Source organism: Pseudoclavibacter soli DSM 23366, assembly GCF_000423505.1.
Taxonomy (GTDB): domain Bacteria; phylum Actinomycetota; class Actinomycetes; order Actinomycetales; family Microbacteriaceae; genus Pseudoclavibacter_A; species Pseudoclavibacter_A soli.
The window spans coordinates 187946-203729 of sequence record NZ_KE384027.1 but is presented as its reverse complement, the minus strand read 5'-3'; the positions used below and the strand labels follow the sequence as shown (position 1 = coordinate 203729).

Genomic DNA, 15784 nt, shown 5'->3' with positions numbered 1-15784 from the left:
GTAGAGGCCACGGGAACATGCACACTGACAGCCACGCAGAACTCTGCTGAAGTTAGTGTCTCCGGCCCAGGCAATCCTTCAGCTTCTTCTACGGATTGCGGCCAAGACTTGGTCATCGACCGCGCCAAGCTCAGCGCTGGCGAATGGACAATCAAGATCTCTTACTCATCAGCGAACTTCACGGGCGTTTCCCAAGAAGAGAAGGTAGAAGTGAAATGATCCACTCCTCCTATACAAGGAAATTCCGAGACCTATCGATTGTCTCAGCTCTTGCAGTGCTGCTCTCTCTTCTACCACTCCTATCGCCATTTCAGCAGGATGCTGCCAGCGCTGCAGATGCCAATGCGTTCGACGCCGGCTATATCATCTCTGACGCGAATTTTTACAATAGCAACGCTCTCACTGCCACAGAGATACAGACTTTTCTCAACGCAAGGGTTCCTACGTGTCATCCCGAGTGGGATAGTAATCCAGCAGATATCACGTGCCTAAAGGACTACCGCACTACTACGGTTGCCAAGTCTGCAAACGCATACTGCAGCGGCTACACCGGGGGATTGAATCAGTCGGCAGCCCAAATCATCGATGGCGTGGCACGTAGCTGCGGCATCAGCCAGAAAGTGCTGCTCGTCATGCTGCAGAAAGAGCAGGGGCTCGTCACCAACGTATATCCGAGCTCTTACCGCTATCGCTCAGCCATGGGGATGGGATGCCCCGACACCGCGGCCTGCGACTCTCAATATTACGGGTTCTTCAACCAAGTCTATGGAGCCGCCCAACAATACAAGATCTACCAGGCAAAACCTGCCAGCTACGGATACCGAGCCGGCCGAAACAACTACATTCAGTGGAGCCCCACTGCTGCGTGTGGGGGTTCAACCGTCTTTATTCAGAACCAAGCCACCGCAGCACTGTACATCTACACTCCCTACCAGCCGAATACAGCCGCTAAAAATGCCGGATACGGCACCGGTGACGGATGTTCGAGCTACGGTAACCGCAACTTTTTCATGTATTACTCCGATTGGTTTGGGAATCCGACAGCGCCGCTTTCCCCTCTCGTGCAGGAGTCTGGCACGAATCGCATATTCTTCCTCAGCGAGAACGTGAAGTATTACATCCCCACAATGGAAGTCCTGTCCGGATACCAACGCTTGGGGACCCTTACCCGCGTGACCTCGGAATATCTCTCCAATTTCTCTGATGGGGCTCTGCTACAGACGACGTTGATACGCAATTCCGCCACTGGCGAGATCGCTTTCTTCTCACCGAGCGGTTGGCGCCATAAGTTCACCACTTGCACACAAATGACAGACTTCGGCCTACCATGCGAAGCGCCGAACGTCTCGCAGGAGGTATTCAGCTCGTTCCCAAAGGGTGAGGAAGTGGCCTCGGGCCTTGTCCGTACTTTTCATGACCCAGAGGTCTACAGAATCGAGGACAACGCGCTGCATCACATCGTCTCCAGTGAAGCCTGGCAGCGCGTAAACCCCAGCGGTGCAGTTGCTCTCATGATGCCCGCCCTGCCAGATCTTCCGTTGGGAGATCCGCTCTTGGCTGATGGAGACATGGTACGCACAACGTCCAGTCCTGAGGTGTACTACTTCGCGAATGGACGCCTTAGATATCTCAGCTCCCTTGAAACAGGTGCTGCACTGGGCTCCTCGTCTCAGACAGTGCTGATGACAAGTTCCTTCGGGAACCTACAGGTCGATAAACAACCTGCCTCACTCGCGGTGAGTTGCGATACCCAGACGTATTTGCTCGCCAAGGATGAGCTCCACGCGATCGATGCTAGCCAGCTCAACGTGGCACCCGTTGCTCTGAGCCAAGCCCGATGCTCTCGACTCAAAGTCGGCGCTGCATTTGGCGGCCAAAGCATCCTCATTGGCACTACTGGCAGCCCTGACCTGTATCTTCTCGATGCAGAGGGGGCTGCCCATCACGTCCTCACATGGGACACTGCAATTTCCCTTGCAGGAACAGCTACCCCCGTGATCGGTTGGGTGGGCAAGAGTACCCCCGTCACCAAGATATTCCCCACAGGAGATTCAATTTACCCAGCAGTGTACCTTGCAAAGAATAGCTCATCTCGTGAAGTGTTTCTCGTTGATGGTCAGGGGTCTGCCACACACATACCGTCGTTCGACACGATGTCTCTGCTCGGGTTGGAGACCAACTCGATCCTGCCTATCGAAGGCAAACGCCCTACACAGAGCCTTGGCGAGTACAGCCCTCTCCTCAAATGCGATACAGATATCTACGCACCCACGGCGTCAGGCCTGTTACGGCTCTCGAATGCCGGGGCCACGCAACTTAGCTCTTTCTCTCTGTCAGCGTCTGCCTGTACAGCGTTGTCAAACCAGCTCTTGCCATCTAGCACCCCGGCCATTCTCAAAGGTTCGGGACCGGCAGTCTATCTGTATGCGAATGGAACCCTCACTTGGCTACAGACTATGGCCGCAGTCAGCGCCGCTGCGGGGAATACGACACCACACATCCTGACTACTTCCAATGAAGTTTTGACTGCATTACAAAGTTGAAATTGGATGGAGAACCCTCCCTTTTCTGATGCGCGAAATGTGCCTATTTCACGCCATTCCGTTCAAATAGCGTTCAAGTGCTTGGTTGGCTTCTTCGTTGGCGAACCCGGTGTTCTGAATTTTTGTCAGGTCAAGAGTGCTGTTCATGGGGCGTGATGCCATGCTAGTTCGATCTTTGTAGTATTCGGCGGCGGTGACGGGGGTGACATCATCGGGGTTAGCGCCGGCAGCACGGTAAACATTCTTGGCGATATCCGCCCAAGACACCGTCGGGCCGTCGTTGCTGAGGTTGTATGTGCCGTAAGGTGCATGGACGTTGAGCAAATGTTTGATGCCTGCGGCCAGGGTGTCGGTGAAAGTCAGCCGGCCGAATTGATCATTGACCACGCAGGGCTCGACGCCGCGCTGTGCCAAGTTCCACATAGTGCGCACGAAGTTATTGCCGTCTCCGATGACCCAACTGGTGCGCACCGTGTAATGGGAGGGGAGCGTCGCAACGATCTGATCTGCAGCAGCTTTTGTCTGCCCGTAGACACCCAAGGGCGAGAGCGGTTCGTCCTCAGCGTGAACTTCTGCTGTGCCGTCAAAGACATAGTCGCTCGAGACGTTGACAAGCACCGCATGCCGCTGACGTGCGACTTCGACGAGTTGGCGAACGGCCTCGACATTGATCTGCCAAGCGGCCCTGCGGCCCTCTTGCGTCTCGGCAGTGTCGACGGCGGTATAGGCGGCGGCGTTGATGATGACGCCAACGTTCGAGAAGTCGAAATCTGTGGCGAGAGTGCTGCTGGTGAGGTCGATCTCGTCGCGAGTCGCGTAGATCGCGTTGTCGCCGTATTCATCGCGTAACGCCCGACCGAGCTGACCGTTGGCGCCGATGACGAGGGTGCGCTTCGGCTGAACTGGTGTGGCATCTGCGAGCAGTGGGTGGTTGCGATCCTTATCAGACAGTTCGGCTTGGTCGAGCGGAATCGGCCACTCGATGCCGAGCGTGGGGTCTGCCAAGTTCACAAATGCGTACTTATCGAGCTTGTCAGCAGACCAGTGGTCGTTGACGAGGTACGTATATGCGGTGGCGTCTTCAAGTGTTTGGAAGGAGTTGCCCACGCCACGGGGTACGAAGATGGCTTGATCTGGCCGGATCACCTGGGTGTGTACTACCCCGAAGGTTGGGCCCTGTCGTAGGTCAACCCAGGCTCCGAAGATCGATCCGGTGGCCACCGAGATGTATTTGTCCCAAGGCTCTGCGTGGATACCGCGAGTCGTGCCTCGAGTCGCGTTGAAGGAGATGTTGTTTTGGACCGGCCCAAAGTCTGGCAGGCCTAAAGGCAGTTCTTTGGCGCGCTGCCAGTTCTCTTTGAACCAGCCACGGTTGTCGCCATGCACCGGCAGATCAAACACCACCAAGCCGGGGATGCTCGTTTTGGTGGCTTTCAGGTCGCGTTCGTAGCGCAGCTCGTCGCTCACGGTTCTGTTGCTCCCTCAGTCTTACTGTCCGGCCTTGGCGTACTGTGCCTCAACTGCCGCTTTCTGTGCGGTCCACCAGCTCTCATGCTCGCTGTACCAGGCGATCGTGTCGGCGAGGCCTGTTCTGAAGTCGGTGAACTTCGGTTGCCAGCCCAATTCGGTGCGCAGCTTCGTCGAGTCGATCGCGTAGCGCAGGTCGTGCCCGGGGCGATCATTGACGTGGTCGTAGTCGTGAGGGTCTTTGCCCATCAACTCCAGAATCAACTCGACGACGGTCTTATTGTTCTGCTCACCATCGGCACCGATGAGATACGTTTCGCCGATGCGTCCCTCCTCAAGGACTTTCAGTACGGCCGAGGAGTGGTCGTTGGTATGAATCCAGTCGCGCACATTGAGTCCTGCTCCATAAAGCTTCGGGCGGATGCCGGACAGTACGTTAGTGATCTGTCTCGGGATGAACTTCTCAATGTGCTGGTACGGGCCGTAGTTGTTCGAGCAGTTGGAAATCGTGGCTCGAACGCCGAAAGAACGCACCCATGCGCGCACCAGAAGATCGCTCCCAGCTTTTGTCGATGAGTATGGGGACGAAGGGTTATAGGGTGTGTGCTCAGTGAATCGAGCTGGATCATCGAGCTGGAGATCACCGTAGACCTCATCGGTCGAGATGTGGTGGAAACGCACGTCGTGGCGACGTACCGCCTCGAGCAGCGTGTAAGTGCCGGTGAGATTCGTGTCGATGAATGGCCGAGGATTCTGCAGTGAGTTGTCGTTATGGGACTCTGCCGCGTAATGGACAACGGCATTGGCCTTTGCCACGAGGCTGTCAACGACTTCGGCATCTGCGATGTCACCGTGCACAAAGGTGAGGCGGTCAGCAGGGAGGCCTTCAAGATTGGCTCGATTGCCAGCATAGGTCAGCTTGTCGAGTACTGTCACATGCCAGTCAGGGCGCTCAGCGATGACGTGATGCACGAAGTTCGATCCGATGAATCCTGCGCCGCCGGTGACGATGATGTTCTGCATAACGGCTATCCTACGCGACGCCCTGAGGTGTGACTGGGCAGTCGATCTGGCCGGTGTGAGAGAATCGAGCCATGCGCGGAATCATTCTCGCCGGTGGAACCGGCTCCAGGCTGCATCCCATCACCTACGGCATCAGCAAGCAGCTTGTGCCGGTCTACGACAAGCCGATGATCTACTACCCCTTGTCGACACTCATTCTCGCCGGGATCCAAGATATTCTGATCATTACTACGCCACACGATGCTGATCAGTTTCATCGCTTACTGGGCAATGGGTCTCAATTCGGAATCAACCTCACGTACACCGTGCAACCTTCTCCAGACGGGTTGGCTCAGGCTTTCGTTTTGGGCGAAAGGCACATTGGCGATGATGATGTCGCGTTGGTACTGGGCGATAATATCTTCTACGGAGCCGGATTGGGCACGCAGCTTCAACGATTCGACGATTTGCACGGTGCTGCGGTCTTCGGGTACTGGGTTTCAGACCCATCTGCCTATGGTGTCATCGAGTTCGACGGTACTGGCCGCGCGATAAGTCTTGAAGAGAAGCCCCAAGCGCCAAAGAGCAACTATGCGGTGCCAGGTCTCTATTTCTACGACAATCAGGTAGTTGACATCGCTAAGAGTTTGAAGCCCTCGCCTCGTGGTGAGCTGGAAATCACTGATCTCAATCGTGTGTACCTTGAGCGTGGAGAACTGCAGGTTGAGATCCTGCCACGTGGAACAGCTTGGCTCGACACTGGAACTTTCGACAGCCTCAACGATGCCACGAACTTCATCCGAACTGTTCAAGCGCGTCAAGGCCTTTTCGTCGGGTCTCCAGAGGAGACCGCATGGCGTCAAGGGTTCCTGACAGATGATGGCTTGCGTGCGGCAGCTGAACCATTAATAAAGAGTGGTTACGGTCGGCGCCTGCTCGCACTCCTTGAAGAAGATTGAACTAATAATGCCAACAGACTCACCATTTGTGCACTTTTTTATCCCCTATTACGGCCCGGTTTCTTTCATCCAAGAAACGGTGAAGAGCGTGCGCGAGCAACAAGGAAACTGGCACTTGACCATCATAGATGACCAAAGCCCGTATGGGGATATTCGTCCCTGGCTCGCTCAACTCAACGATGACAGAATCACTTATTTGAAAAATGAGGTCAATCTCGGACTGGGAGCTAATTTTCAGCGATGTCTATCATTGAGCAAAGGCAGATTCACAGTGTTGCTCGGAGATGATGATCGCCTTCTACCACAGTACGTCGACCGTTTGCACGCCGCTGATCTCGAACAGCAATTTGACGTCTACCAGCCTGTCGTTGAAGTCATCAACGAATCAGGGGTGGCCGTGAAACCTCTGGCAGACCGCGTCAAAGCTCTGCTCCGTCCACGGCACAGCGCCTCTGAGACCCATCGAGGTGATCGGCTTACAGCGAGCCTTATGACCGGTAATTGGACCTATTTCCCATCGCTCGCATGGCGGACTGACGTCATACAGCCGCTCGGTTTCAACGTTACTGCCCTCGTCACAATCGATCTCGACCTATTGATGAAGGTGCTGGTACGGGGCGGATCGATGTACATCGGCAGCGGTGCGCCAACATTTCAATATCGCCGTCACGCACGGTCTGTGTCATCCACTCAAGCGTTAGACGGTCCACGTTTCAAAGAGGAACAGCACTTCTTCGAGTCTCAAGCAGCCATCTTCGATAGCCTTGGCTGGCGACGATCAGCCAGCGCATCTCGATTGCACCTCACTTCACGTGTACACGCGATGCTATCCAGCTTACGCACACGTGTCATTGGCAGATCGTCTTCCTGACCAATCGGCTCAAGCTTGAACTAACACGCCTCATTACAGAAAGAAAAGTTCCGCCCATGCGACAGCATTATCCCATCATGCCCGTGGCACCAGCATTAGGTGATGAACAGAGTAAGACCCAGGACGCACACTTCGTAATGATGAAACGTCTCATCAACATCTGCCACATATTAGGTGTGAGTGCATCGGTCGCAGTCATTTTGGTGCTTTGAGCCCGATTCACGATTTCCGTAGACCCTCTGGAACGATCAGGCCAAGTTAGTCTGCTCTCAGGAGTCCAGTTACGGGCCGCCCTACTCGTTCTTCCTTTGACATCAGGGGCTATTGCCTGTCGAAGCGTTTCGCGTGGCTGAGAGGAGTTGAATGGGCACCTGATCTTTCAATACTCGGAGCTGTCCCAGCCGCATCGTTAGCAGTAGCGTTGCGCATTACCAAGGAACCTTTCGCCTTATCAGAAGGAAGAGATGTCCGGCGATACCTAGAGTGGGCGGAGGCCGATCTCAGCGGGGGAGAAGGCGCACCGTCTGCGTATCCGCCAGGGACAATTAAACTACTGTCATTCACTGCCCACATTACCAGTCTCCCCCTATCCCAGGCGGAGCAGGTCATTCAGTTACCAGTAACCGCTCTTCTTGTCCCTGCAATTTGGGCACTGTGGGAGTTCGTCTACGCGCCAGGACAGGAACCATTACTTGCTGCAATTACGACTGCACCATATCTGGACATGTACCAACCTTTGAGCTCTATCGCTCTGCTCTCAATCCCGCCGCTGCTCCTGCTCGGACTCCGCCAGATGGAAGAATTTCATGCTCATAACTTGCTTGGAATCATCTGGCGATTCATAGCGCTAGGCTTCGCTGTCGGCCTCATCGCCCTCCTCTACTCAGGCTGGTTCATCTGGTTCATCTCGTTCATCTCTGGTGCTCTGGTGTTCTGGTGCTCGGACTATTCATTACTCCCTGGCGAGACTGGCGTCGTGTGCTGGTCGCTCTTAGCTCCTTTGTTACCAGCTTTATGGCAATAGCGGGCAGTTACGTATTAGCCGCGCTGACAGCCGACCCGATCGTCGACACCTATCAGTATTGGGACACCCCTTCTGACCCTGCGTATTTCACGTCATGGCTAGGAGATCTTCCTGGAGCACTTTCTGTAGCTGGCGGAGTGTGGACACCAAACGGAGAGTTTGCAGGACTATCTGGTCTCACCACGGTTTTGATACTCACTGTATTCTTGGGCAATATTCTGCCCGATCGCGACCGATCTGTAGCCACGATTACCGCAATCTTTGGCGGCGCTTGGCTGCTCCGATTCTATTACGCCTCGAATACTCAAATATGTACCAGTCCGGCAATGCCCATCTTTACCTCCGTTCAACGCAAGTACTTCTTCTTGCAATGCTAGTCATCTCCGCTTTGAGTTGACTGAGGCCTTTTGGAGGTTTGTACACGCGCTGTTTCCTCCCCTCGACGGCTAACCGCGGCCTCACTCATCGCGTTGTTTTTTCTCACTGCTTCCATCGGTTCTGCCGTCAGCGACGCCTATTTGCCAACCAATGATGGCACCACCGGCATCTTCGCTTGGGACGCTCTTCATATGACGGAGTAGTTCACTCAGAGAGAAAGCGACAGAGATGCTCACCTTGACTTCCGGGGGACAAGGTAGATCCCTCCCACCAGTACACCGGCTAACGGCCCAAGGGCTAGGGCAAGTATAGTTCTAAACCAAGGCTCAAATGGCACGAGTAATAGAGCGAACGTCCCGATCGCTCCGGCAGCCCAGATACATAGATACCCTCGCTGACTTCCCCTAGCGAGCACTAACGCTCCCGCGAGAAACAACAGAGCTAGACTGATCGAGGCGAAAGTTGTCCAGAACAGAATGACTCGGGTCGTCGTGTAGGTGTCCCCAAACATCCAGTTCAAGAGCACCGGCCCAAAACCGCTGGCTAACGCGGCCAAAACGGTACCCGCTCCGATAACGGCTACCACTGCGTTGAACACTGTCTGAAGGCTCAGCTGCCGTTTCACCAGATACGCGACAATGGCGCTTTGGAAGGCGATGAGCGGCATCATCAACGGTGCACGCGTGAGCGTTACGATCAGAATGATCGTCCCTAGTGTGTACCCATCCGCATTCGTGATCATCCCAGAGAGTATTGCTGGCATACCCGTAGTCAACAGGCCTGTCACCAACGCTGCTGACGCAACTGTCATGGATGATCGAAACTGTCGCTGCCAACTGCCTTGGCCTCGGACGGTCGCTGTCCTTCTTACCCATCCGGTCGGAACACCAAGCACGAACCAGGCAGCGAATGGCGCCATAGCGTAGATCACCAGGCTGAACAGATCCCCACCAAGTACAGTCAAAGCAGCCATCACGAAGAGGATGAGTCGGGCCACAGCCTCGACGGTAATTACAGCAGCGTAAGGAAGAAGCTCCCCTGCGCCGACCAATGCACCAGATAGAACCGCCTGACCAGCGACTAGGAAGACTATGGCTGGAACAAACCAGATAGCTCCGTAGGCAAGTGTCGAATATCCAGGGACGCCAGTGAGAACGACCACAACTACGACTGCTACTACGGCAGTGACCAGCAGCACAGAAGGTAGCGCACGCGCGCCCGGTTCCCGACACTCCTGAAATTCTTGCGCCGTCGAACGCGCAACCTCCTGTTGTACCCCACTAAGTGCCGCGACTGCCATGTACAGGATCGCCCACGCTGTAGCGAACTGCGAGTATTCCTCCGGTCGCAGGGCCCGCGCAGCAAGCAGTGTCACAACAAACCCGCTCACCGCTGCGACTAATGTCGCTAACGCGACGCCAGTGACGCCAGCGGCAAACCCTCTGGGTCGTGGCACGTCTCACCGGCCCGCTGCGTCAGAGGACCGTGGGAAGCGAGGTTTGTCAACGGCGATGCTGCGAGCGAGTTGCGTGATCGCGACTTCCTGCATCTTGATTCGCCTTCGCAGCGAAAATGAGACCCCAAGAAAGACAACAATCAACGAGTACAAAAGTAGATCAGTCCCCCTCCCTATTCCGAGGAGCTGAGCCAATGCGCTGATCCAAGAGGGAAACAGCACCGCCAAGGCAGCACCTGCGAATAATAGCGCATACACCAATTTCCTGATGGCTAAACCGCGCTGCCCAGACAACGGAGCGATGAGATACAAGGCCAGTAACCCAAATGCAACGATGAGAACAAGCTTTATTAAGATCTGGTTCATAGAACTGTCACTCCCTCAATCACCTCAGCCAAAGGTCGCCGAGTATATTTACCGCATTCCAAACGGATTGCCCCTTCGCCATACTGTAGTCTGTGTACTGAATGTGCACTGGTTCTTCAGCGTAGAGTAGCTTGGCACGGGCAATCTGCGAAGTAATCTCGGACGCATGCGCCATGCGGTTTTGAGTAATATGGATCTTCTCCGCACCTCTTCGTGTAAATGCCCGAAGACCATTGTGCGCATCAGTGAGTTTCAGGCCCGTCGTGAAGTTCTCGAACGCGACGGCAGTTTTCAGCACCGTTCGCTTAAGTCTGGTCATATTTGTACCTTCGTCGAGGAACCGACTTCCAAGCACGACGTCGAGCTCATCTCTATCAAGGCGACGAATCATCCGTTGAACATCTTCTGTACGATGCTGACCGTCCGAGTCAAAGGTTACGAAGTACCGCGCTTCCCTATCATAGGAGAGTGCAAATGTGAGCCCAGTTTGGAGGGCAGCTCCTTGTCCTAAATTGATGGGATGCGTTAACACCACCGCCCCTGCGCGGAGTGCGATATCCCCAGAACCGTCAGCGCTCCCGTCATCGACACAAACTATGTGGGGGAACACTTCAAGAGCGTTCTTGATTACGTCTCCCACGACCGCCCCTTCATTGTAGAGGGGGATAACCAGCCAAGTGGCTTCTTCCAGTGGTGCTATCACGACAGTCCCTTCATCATTGGCCCCCAAGTCCACATGCAACAATTCGAAGAAGTTTAGCCTGACCACTTTCCGCGACTACGAGAGTATTGGTAGCACCGCCATCGTCAAGGTCAGAGCCAGGAGATATACCGCTTGTCACTCGGTTGAAATCAAGCAAGTACCGAACATCAGACTCTTCTAATGCTTGACACAGCATCGGAGTAGCAGGTTCATCAATGTGCTCTCTTATATACTCTTCGACTGGCGTTTCTCTATAGAAAAAGTGTTCCGGAGTAACTTCTCTGCCAGTCAACGCGTATGCGAAGACCCCACCGCTGATGGGGATAATCATGACCCTGTCGCCATTCGGCACAACATCGGTCATATCTGTTACGACATCCATCTCGTTAGACCGAATCATGACGGAGCTCTCGAACACCTTAAACGACCACCTCACGTGTTCCAGCCCAGAAAGCTGAGGCATGATAAGCACAGGGATGAGAGCCAACACTGAAACAGCCCGGAGCACGACGGGGTGCCTCGACCGCGCCATCGCGTCAAGTCCCACACCTAGAGCATATGCAGATATCAAGACCGTAGGAATAGCGAGTAACGCCGCGATTCGGTTGAAGTCTTGGTAGAATACACCGCCGAGTAGGCGACTCACAGATTCCCATGGGCCCGCAGCGACGAGCACATATGTCGTCGCGGTGATTAGCCACAATATCAGCGGGAAAAGGTCACGCCGACGCAGCAGTTTCGCCCCCCCAACGAGCGCGAAGATAGAAAGCACCAAGGCCACGCTTCCGCTACCTTGGGCATTGGTCAGGACCTCACCCAGTGCATGCGCGGTAGTAAGACCAGACTCGATATGTGGCTGCGAGGTATCGGGACGTACGGTGGACCAAATTCCCGCCAAGACCCCCCAGACGATGACGTTTAACAAAGCCACGCCGAGACGGACGGCTCCCGACCAGCCTGTCCATGACCGAATTGCCTGCTGGATAGATCGTGCAGTGGTCGCGGCGGCCATCGCAGCAAACAGGGCAAGCAAAGCGTTAGGATGCGCTAGGCCTAGGCCTACCATCGCCACGCCTAGAACGAGTAACGCACTGCCAGTCGATTCAACATCGATCTGAGGGATCAGTTTGAAAGTCCGAAGACCGATCACCAGTGCGGCAGGCAGTAGGGCGACCCCCAGCAAGTTGGGATATAACGAGCCGAAATAGAAAAAGAGAAACGGATAGCTGGGCACCGCTGCCGAGAGAACTCCCGCTGCAAACCCGACCCAACGAGATTCACGCCAGAGCGACCATGCTAAGAAGGCCATTCCAACCGGCCAAATCATACCGATAATGACCCCGTTTAGCGCGTTGGCAGCGAGTGGGACGGAGACACCCGTGAGCAGCACTATCAATGCCCCCAGGTCATGCCATGCAGCGGGATAGAAGCCACTCTTACCTGTCATCTCAGACAGAGTCAGAGCCGATCCGTCTCCCGTTTGCACAACATATTGCACCGCATTGAGGTGGAACGCCGTATCGAATGTCTGTTCAAAAGCGTTCGGGTTCGGAAGGGCCCACAGGAACAGGGAAACAAGAATCGCACCGCCGAGGAATGCCCCGACCCAAGCTCTGGGCAAACCCACGCGCCACATTGTTGGAGCAGCACGTCGCCATGACACTGTGCGCAAGGACCGTAACGCACCTCCAAGTAACATGGACAAAGCCATGACAGTCACAAGCGCGCTTAACGGACTCCAAGGAACCTCAATCTTTGACAAAAGGATCGCAGCCACGCCGAAAAGTGCCGTACTCAGTACTGGCGAAACCGCAATGAACACCCCAAATGGGGTACGCAGATGCGCCATCAGCAATGCCAGACCTCCGGGTACCCAGAACAAAAGAACCGCAACGGATATTGCGGTGGCCATTTGCCCCCAAGATTCGATCATCGATTACCCCTTAGCAAGATCCTACGAGATGGCTCTTCGATAAAACGCCACAGGAGATAGCCAGCGATAGTCACGACCACTGGAATGAGAAGAAAACCAACCTTTGCTGCAGGTTGATCAGCGCTGAACGTTACGGGATGGTATGTCTGGAGATACCAGAGAATCTCAATAATCGGCATGTGTACAAGATAGATTGAGTACGAGGTTTTCCCGCCGAGTTGCGCTCCGGGTCTCTCCAAGAGCCGAGCAATCCATTCACGGTCAATCGCCAGAGCGACGAGAAGAAATGGAAACAGCAAGACGACGATGTTGCCTCTCACATGATCATCGACCACGGTACAAAAGCTCAGCCAAAGGACTGCGAGCAACACAGAAATACCCACAAATGCGCCGCTCCAACGCTGTGCCCAAAGCCTTCGGCGAATACTGAGCATAAAGAAATAGCTCATATATCCTGCGGTGAAGGAGCAGACAATTCTCGCTAGCCACATCCATGGTGCGTAGAGGCCCACGTTTATCGCCAGAATCCCCAATGGCAGAATCGCAGCAAAGGTCAGTACTCCCAGCACCCATGCAGGGGCTTTGCTGACCCTCCGGTGAAGAAGCAAAGCTAAAACCGGAAAGAAGATATAAGCGAGAACCTCGGCAGAAACAGTCCAGGCAGCACCGTTCCAGGTCAATCGATCGCTTGTGGGTTCTGTCCAAAGCACAATCATCAGCGCCTGGCGAAGAAAACTGCCCAATGAAAGATCACGCGGAGCTGTAGGATCAGCAACCCCCCGATAGACCAAGCTCAGGTGCCAGGCACCCGCGATGACCAGCATGAAAAAGTATGCCGGCCAGATTCTCACGAAACGCGTCCAATAGAAATGTCCAGTAGCCCGCCAAGACCAGGCACTTCCCAAACGCTCGCTGTAGGCGAGCGCTAAGACGAATCCGCTCAGCGCAAAGAACAAGTCGACACCATATTCGCCGTAAGCAATCACTGGTTCAATCACGCGATAGGCCGCCGGGTATTCTTCGGCGAGATTGCCCCTCACATGGAAGAGAACCACCCATATCGCAGCAAAGAAACGCAGGCCAGTAAGCGAGTCGATTCGAACGCGCTCGTGAATCATCCGGCCGTTCCCGGACGGTGGTGCGTCGATTGCGGATAATCGATCTCGGGGTTGAATCGAGCCCCTTCTAAGAGTTGCTTGGTCATCTTCAACCTCAGCTTTGGCGCAACTTTTCCGCGTTTCATCTGCCGTTCTACAGAGGCTGCGAAGATCAAGTATGAGGCCTTGTTCACGTGGTGGAATCGATATGAGGCTTCGTTCCTGATTCCATAGGCGAATTTCCAGGCGTTCCCCTCATTGATCATTTCAAAATTGACGCCCTTATTCACCCCCATGTCATGCACAACCACGCTAGTGAGCACCTGCACACCTGGGCAGATCTTGGTGATTCTCTCTGTATACTCCGCGTCATCAAACCAGATGAAATACTCCTTGTATGGGAGCCCATAAGTCTCGAGAACCCAACGTGGCAGCAAAACTGAGACAAAGGAGCATCGAGACACGGTGACAGCGTTCTGACCTTTGGCAAGCAGGCGCCCCCAGTCCCAAGTCGGAACTGGATTGTTCATCTCGCAGATGGTGCCATCCACGAAATGCACGACTGAGCAGGCAAATGGCACATCGGGCCCAAGCTCGTCGATGGCGGCCTCGTAACCATGTAACAAGTTACCCAATGCCGAAGCCTCAGGGTAGCCATCATCATCCATAATCCAGATGTAATCCGCGCCAAGTTCGTAGGCTTTCTGCATACCGGTGGAAAAGCCACCTGCGCCACCTGTATTTTTGCTCAAAGTCACTAAAGCAACCTCAACAGCACACGAGTATGTTGCCAAGAACTCGGCCGTTCCATCTGTCGAGGCATTATCAACTATGACAAGTAGGTCTGGCGTCCGTTCTTGGCGTTCGACGGAAGCTAGCACCGTCTTCAGCTTCTCCAGCCGATTGAACGTGACTATGACTGCGGCTACTTTTGTGCCCATGTACTGATCTGGCCTTTCGCCCATGAAGTGGCTGTTTGCAGCCTATCGAACATTGTCACGGCTTCGCGCTCGCGTTTCCAGAGCGAGCGACGTTGGTTTTCCTCTGTGAGCAACCTCTCCAACGTCACAAGCCCATGTCTGAGAAATGAGTCCGCCGAGTAGGGCAACAGCCCCTCCGGAGGAATCAATGTCCCCTGAGACCCGACCCTCGACGAAACTACCGGAACCCCGGCAGCAACCGCTTCAAACGTCGTCAGAGTAATGCCCTCATTAATCGAGGTGATCAGTAGGAGGTCGCTTTCCACCAAGGTATCACTGATTGGCACCTCACTGCTGCGTCGCGTGACGACATCAGATAACCCAAACTGATCAATCAGGTGCCCGATTACTTCGTCAAGTTCACCGTCCCCATGCATGACAAAGCGCACCTCTGGAAAACGTTTGCTGGCTCGCTTTGCGAAGCGCAGGAACAACTCTGGCCGTTTCTGTCTCGCCAAACGACCAATGAATGAGACAGTAAAGCCGTTCACAGTTCTCGCTCTGAACCCAGTGCCCTCTGAGGAAGTAAGTCCACCGAGAGGTGCGAGCACTACCTTCTCGCTAGAAACCTTCTGAGTCTCGATCATCCATCGCTTCAGTTGAGGAGAAATGACGTGATGAGCGTCTATAAAGGCATCCTCATGCACTGCGGCAGCCGGGAAACCACCGCCCTTGTACTCCAAGATGTGAAGTGAATCAATAATTGGCACCTTTGGCCGGTATTGCTTGATCCAAGGGAGACGATCGTAGAGCCATTGTGAGTGATGAAGCCACACTCCGCGGATGTCAAATGCCTCGAAGATCGCGCGCAAAAACGGCTCATCGCCAATCTGCTCTTGGGCGGGAAAGGTCAACGGAATGATCAGGGCCCCGTCTAGTTCAGCCCGAGTAATCCACGGACTGTGCGAGTCATGATCAGTGACCACGATGGGCCTGAGCCCTGCTGCTCTGGCAAGCGCAACGGTCTCCACTGCCCACCGCTCAGCACCCCCCGCTTGCAACCAA

General features: G+C 54.6%; 12 protein-coding genes. 3 read left to right on the top strand and 9 right to left on the bottom strand.

Features of this window, described 5'->3' with window-relative positions:
• The first annotated feature begins 143 nt into the window (after positions 1-143).
• A complete protein-coding gene (locus tag G557_RS14240) occupies positions 144-2543 on the top strand; it encodes a hypothetical protein (protein ID WP_211220538.1) in 2400 nt (799 codons plus the stop codon).
• 48 nt (positions 2544-2591) lie between these two features.
• On the opposite strand, the gene G557_RS0108475 is transcribed toward G557_RS14240, so the two are convergent.
• Together G557_RS0108475 and rfbB are read right to left on the bottom strand one after the other, a co-directional pair.
• Positions 2592-4010 (bottom strand): sugar nucleotide-binding protein, encoded by a 1419-nt coding sequence (locus G557_RS0108475; protein WP_028245701.1) that lies wholly within the window; start codon positions 4008-4010, stop codon positions 2592-2594.
• Positions 4011-4031: 21 nt separating this feature from the next.
• A complete protein-coding gene (rfbB, locus tag G557_RS0108470) occupies positions 4032-5033 on the bottom strand; it encodes a dTDP-glucose 4,6-dehydratase (protein WP_028245700.1) in 1002 nt (333 codons plus the stop codon).
• 71 nt (positions 5034-5104) lie between these two features.
• Between rfbB and rfbA the strand changes: the two genes are divergently transcribed.
• Together rfbA and G557_RS13790 are read left to right on the top strand one after the other, a co-directional pair.
• Entirely contained in the window at positions 5105-5971 is an 867-nt protein-coding gene (gene rfbA / locus G557_RS0108465; protein ID WP_028245699.1) for a glucose-1-phosphate thymidylyltransferase RfbA, read from the top strand.
• 7 nt (positions 5972-5978) lie between these two features.
• Positions 5979-6842, top strand: coding sequence for a glycosyltransferase family 2 protein (locus G557_RS13790; RefSeq protein ID WP_084627092.1), 864 nt, complete (start codon positions 5979-5981; stop codon positions 6840-6842).
• Positions 6843-8476: 1634 nt separating this feature from the next.
• On the opposite strand, the gene G557_RS0108450 is transcribed toward G557_RS13790, so the two are convergent.
• The 7 genes from G557_RS0108450 to G557_RS14165 form a co-directional block, all read right to left on the bottom strand.
• Positions 8477-9442: a hypothetical protein gene (locus G557_RS0108450; RefSeq protein WP_156877145.1), complete on the bottom strand. Its 966-nt coding sequence runs from the start codon at positions 9440-9442 to the stop codon at positions 8477-8479.
• Between the two features lie 261 nt (positions 9443-9703).
• Positions 9704-10066 carry a DUF2304 domain-containing protein gene (locus tag G557_RS12580; protein ID WP_036961972.1) on the bottom strand — a complete coding sequence of 121 codons (363 nt, stop codon included), beginning with the start codon at positions 10064-10066 and terminating at the stop codon, positions 9704-9706.
• Between the two features lie 19 nt (positions 10067-10085).
• Complete coding sequence (locus tag G557_RS0108440) at positions 10086-10769, bottom strand: glycosyltransferase (RefSeq protein ID WP_028245696.1); 684 nt, start codon at positions 10767-10769, stop codon at positions 10086-10088.
• Between the two features lie 13 nt (positions 10770-10782).
• Entirely contained in the window at positions 10783-12702 is a 1920-nt protein-coding gene (locus G557_RS0108435) for a DUF6541 family protein (RefSeq protein ID WP_028245695.1), read from the bottom strand.
• Positions 12699-13820 carry an acyltransferase family protein gene (locus tag G557_RS12575; RefSeq protein WP_051224911.1) on the bottom strand — a complete coding sequence of 374 codons (1122 nt, stop codon included), beginning with the start codon at positions 13818-13820 and terminating at the stop codon, positions 12699-12701. Before G557_RS12575 ends, G557_RS0108435 begins: the two co-directional genes overlap by 4 nt.
• Positions 13817-14740 (bottom strand): glycosyltransferase family 2 protein, encoded by a 924-nt coding sequence (locus G557_RS0108425; protein WP_028245694.1) that lies wholly within the window; start codon positions 14738-14740, stop codon positions 13817-13819. The genes G557_RS12575 and G557_RS0108425 overlap by 4 nt, the downstream gene beginning before the upstream one ends.
• On the bottom strand, positions 14725-15750 hold the full coding sequence (locus G557_RS14165) for a glycosyltransferase (protein WP_051224909.1): 1026 nt from the start codon (positions 15748-15750) through the stop codon (positions 14725-14727). The genes G557_RS0108425 and G557_RS14165 overlap by 16 nt, the downstream gene beginning before the upstream one ends.
• Between the last annotated feature and the right edge of the window lie 34 nt (positions 15751-15784).

Bases quoted from the DNA above. Each gene is read 5' to 3' on its own strand.
- G557_RS14240 (WP_211220538.1), top strand. From the start codon at position 144: ATGGACAATCAAGATCTCTTACTCATCAGCGAACTTCACGGGCGTTTC.
- rfbB (WP_028245700.1), bottom strand. From the start codon at position 5,033: ATGCAGAACATCATCGTCACCGGCGGCGCAGGATTCATCGGATCGAAC.
- rfbA (WP_028245699.1), top strand. From the start codon at position 5,105: ATGCGCGGAATCATTCTCGCCGGTGGAACCGGCTCCAGGCTGCATCCC.
- G557_RS13790 (WP_084627092.1), top strand. From the start codon at position 5,979: ATGCCAACAGACTCACCATTTGTGCACTTTTTTATCCCCTATTACGGC.
- G557_RS12580 (WP_036961972.1), bottom strand. From the start codon at position 10,066: ATGAACCAGATCTTAATAAAGCTTGTTCTCATCGTTGCATTTGGGTTA.
- G557_RS0108435 (WP_028245695.1), bottom strand. From the start codon at position 12,702: ATGATCGAATCTTGGGGGCAAATGGCCACCGCAATATCCGTTGCGGTT.
- G557_RS12575 (WP_051224911.1), bottom strand. From the start codon at position 13,820: ATGATTCACGAGCGCGTTCGAATCGACTCGCTTACTGGCCTGCGTTTC.
- G557_RS0108425 (WP_028245694.1), bottom strand. From the start codon at position 14,740: ATGGGCACAAAAGTAGCCGCAGTCATAGTCACGTTCAATCGGCTGGAG.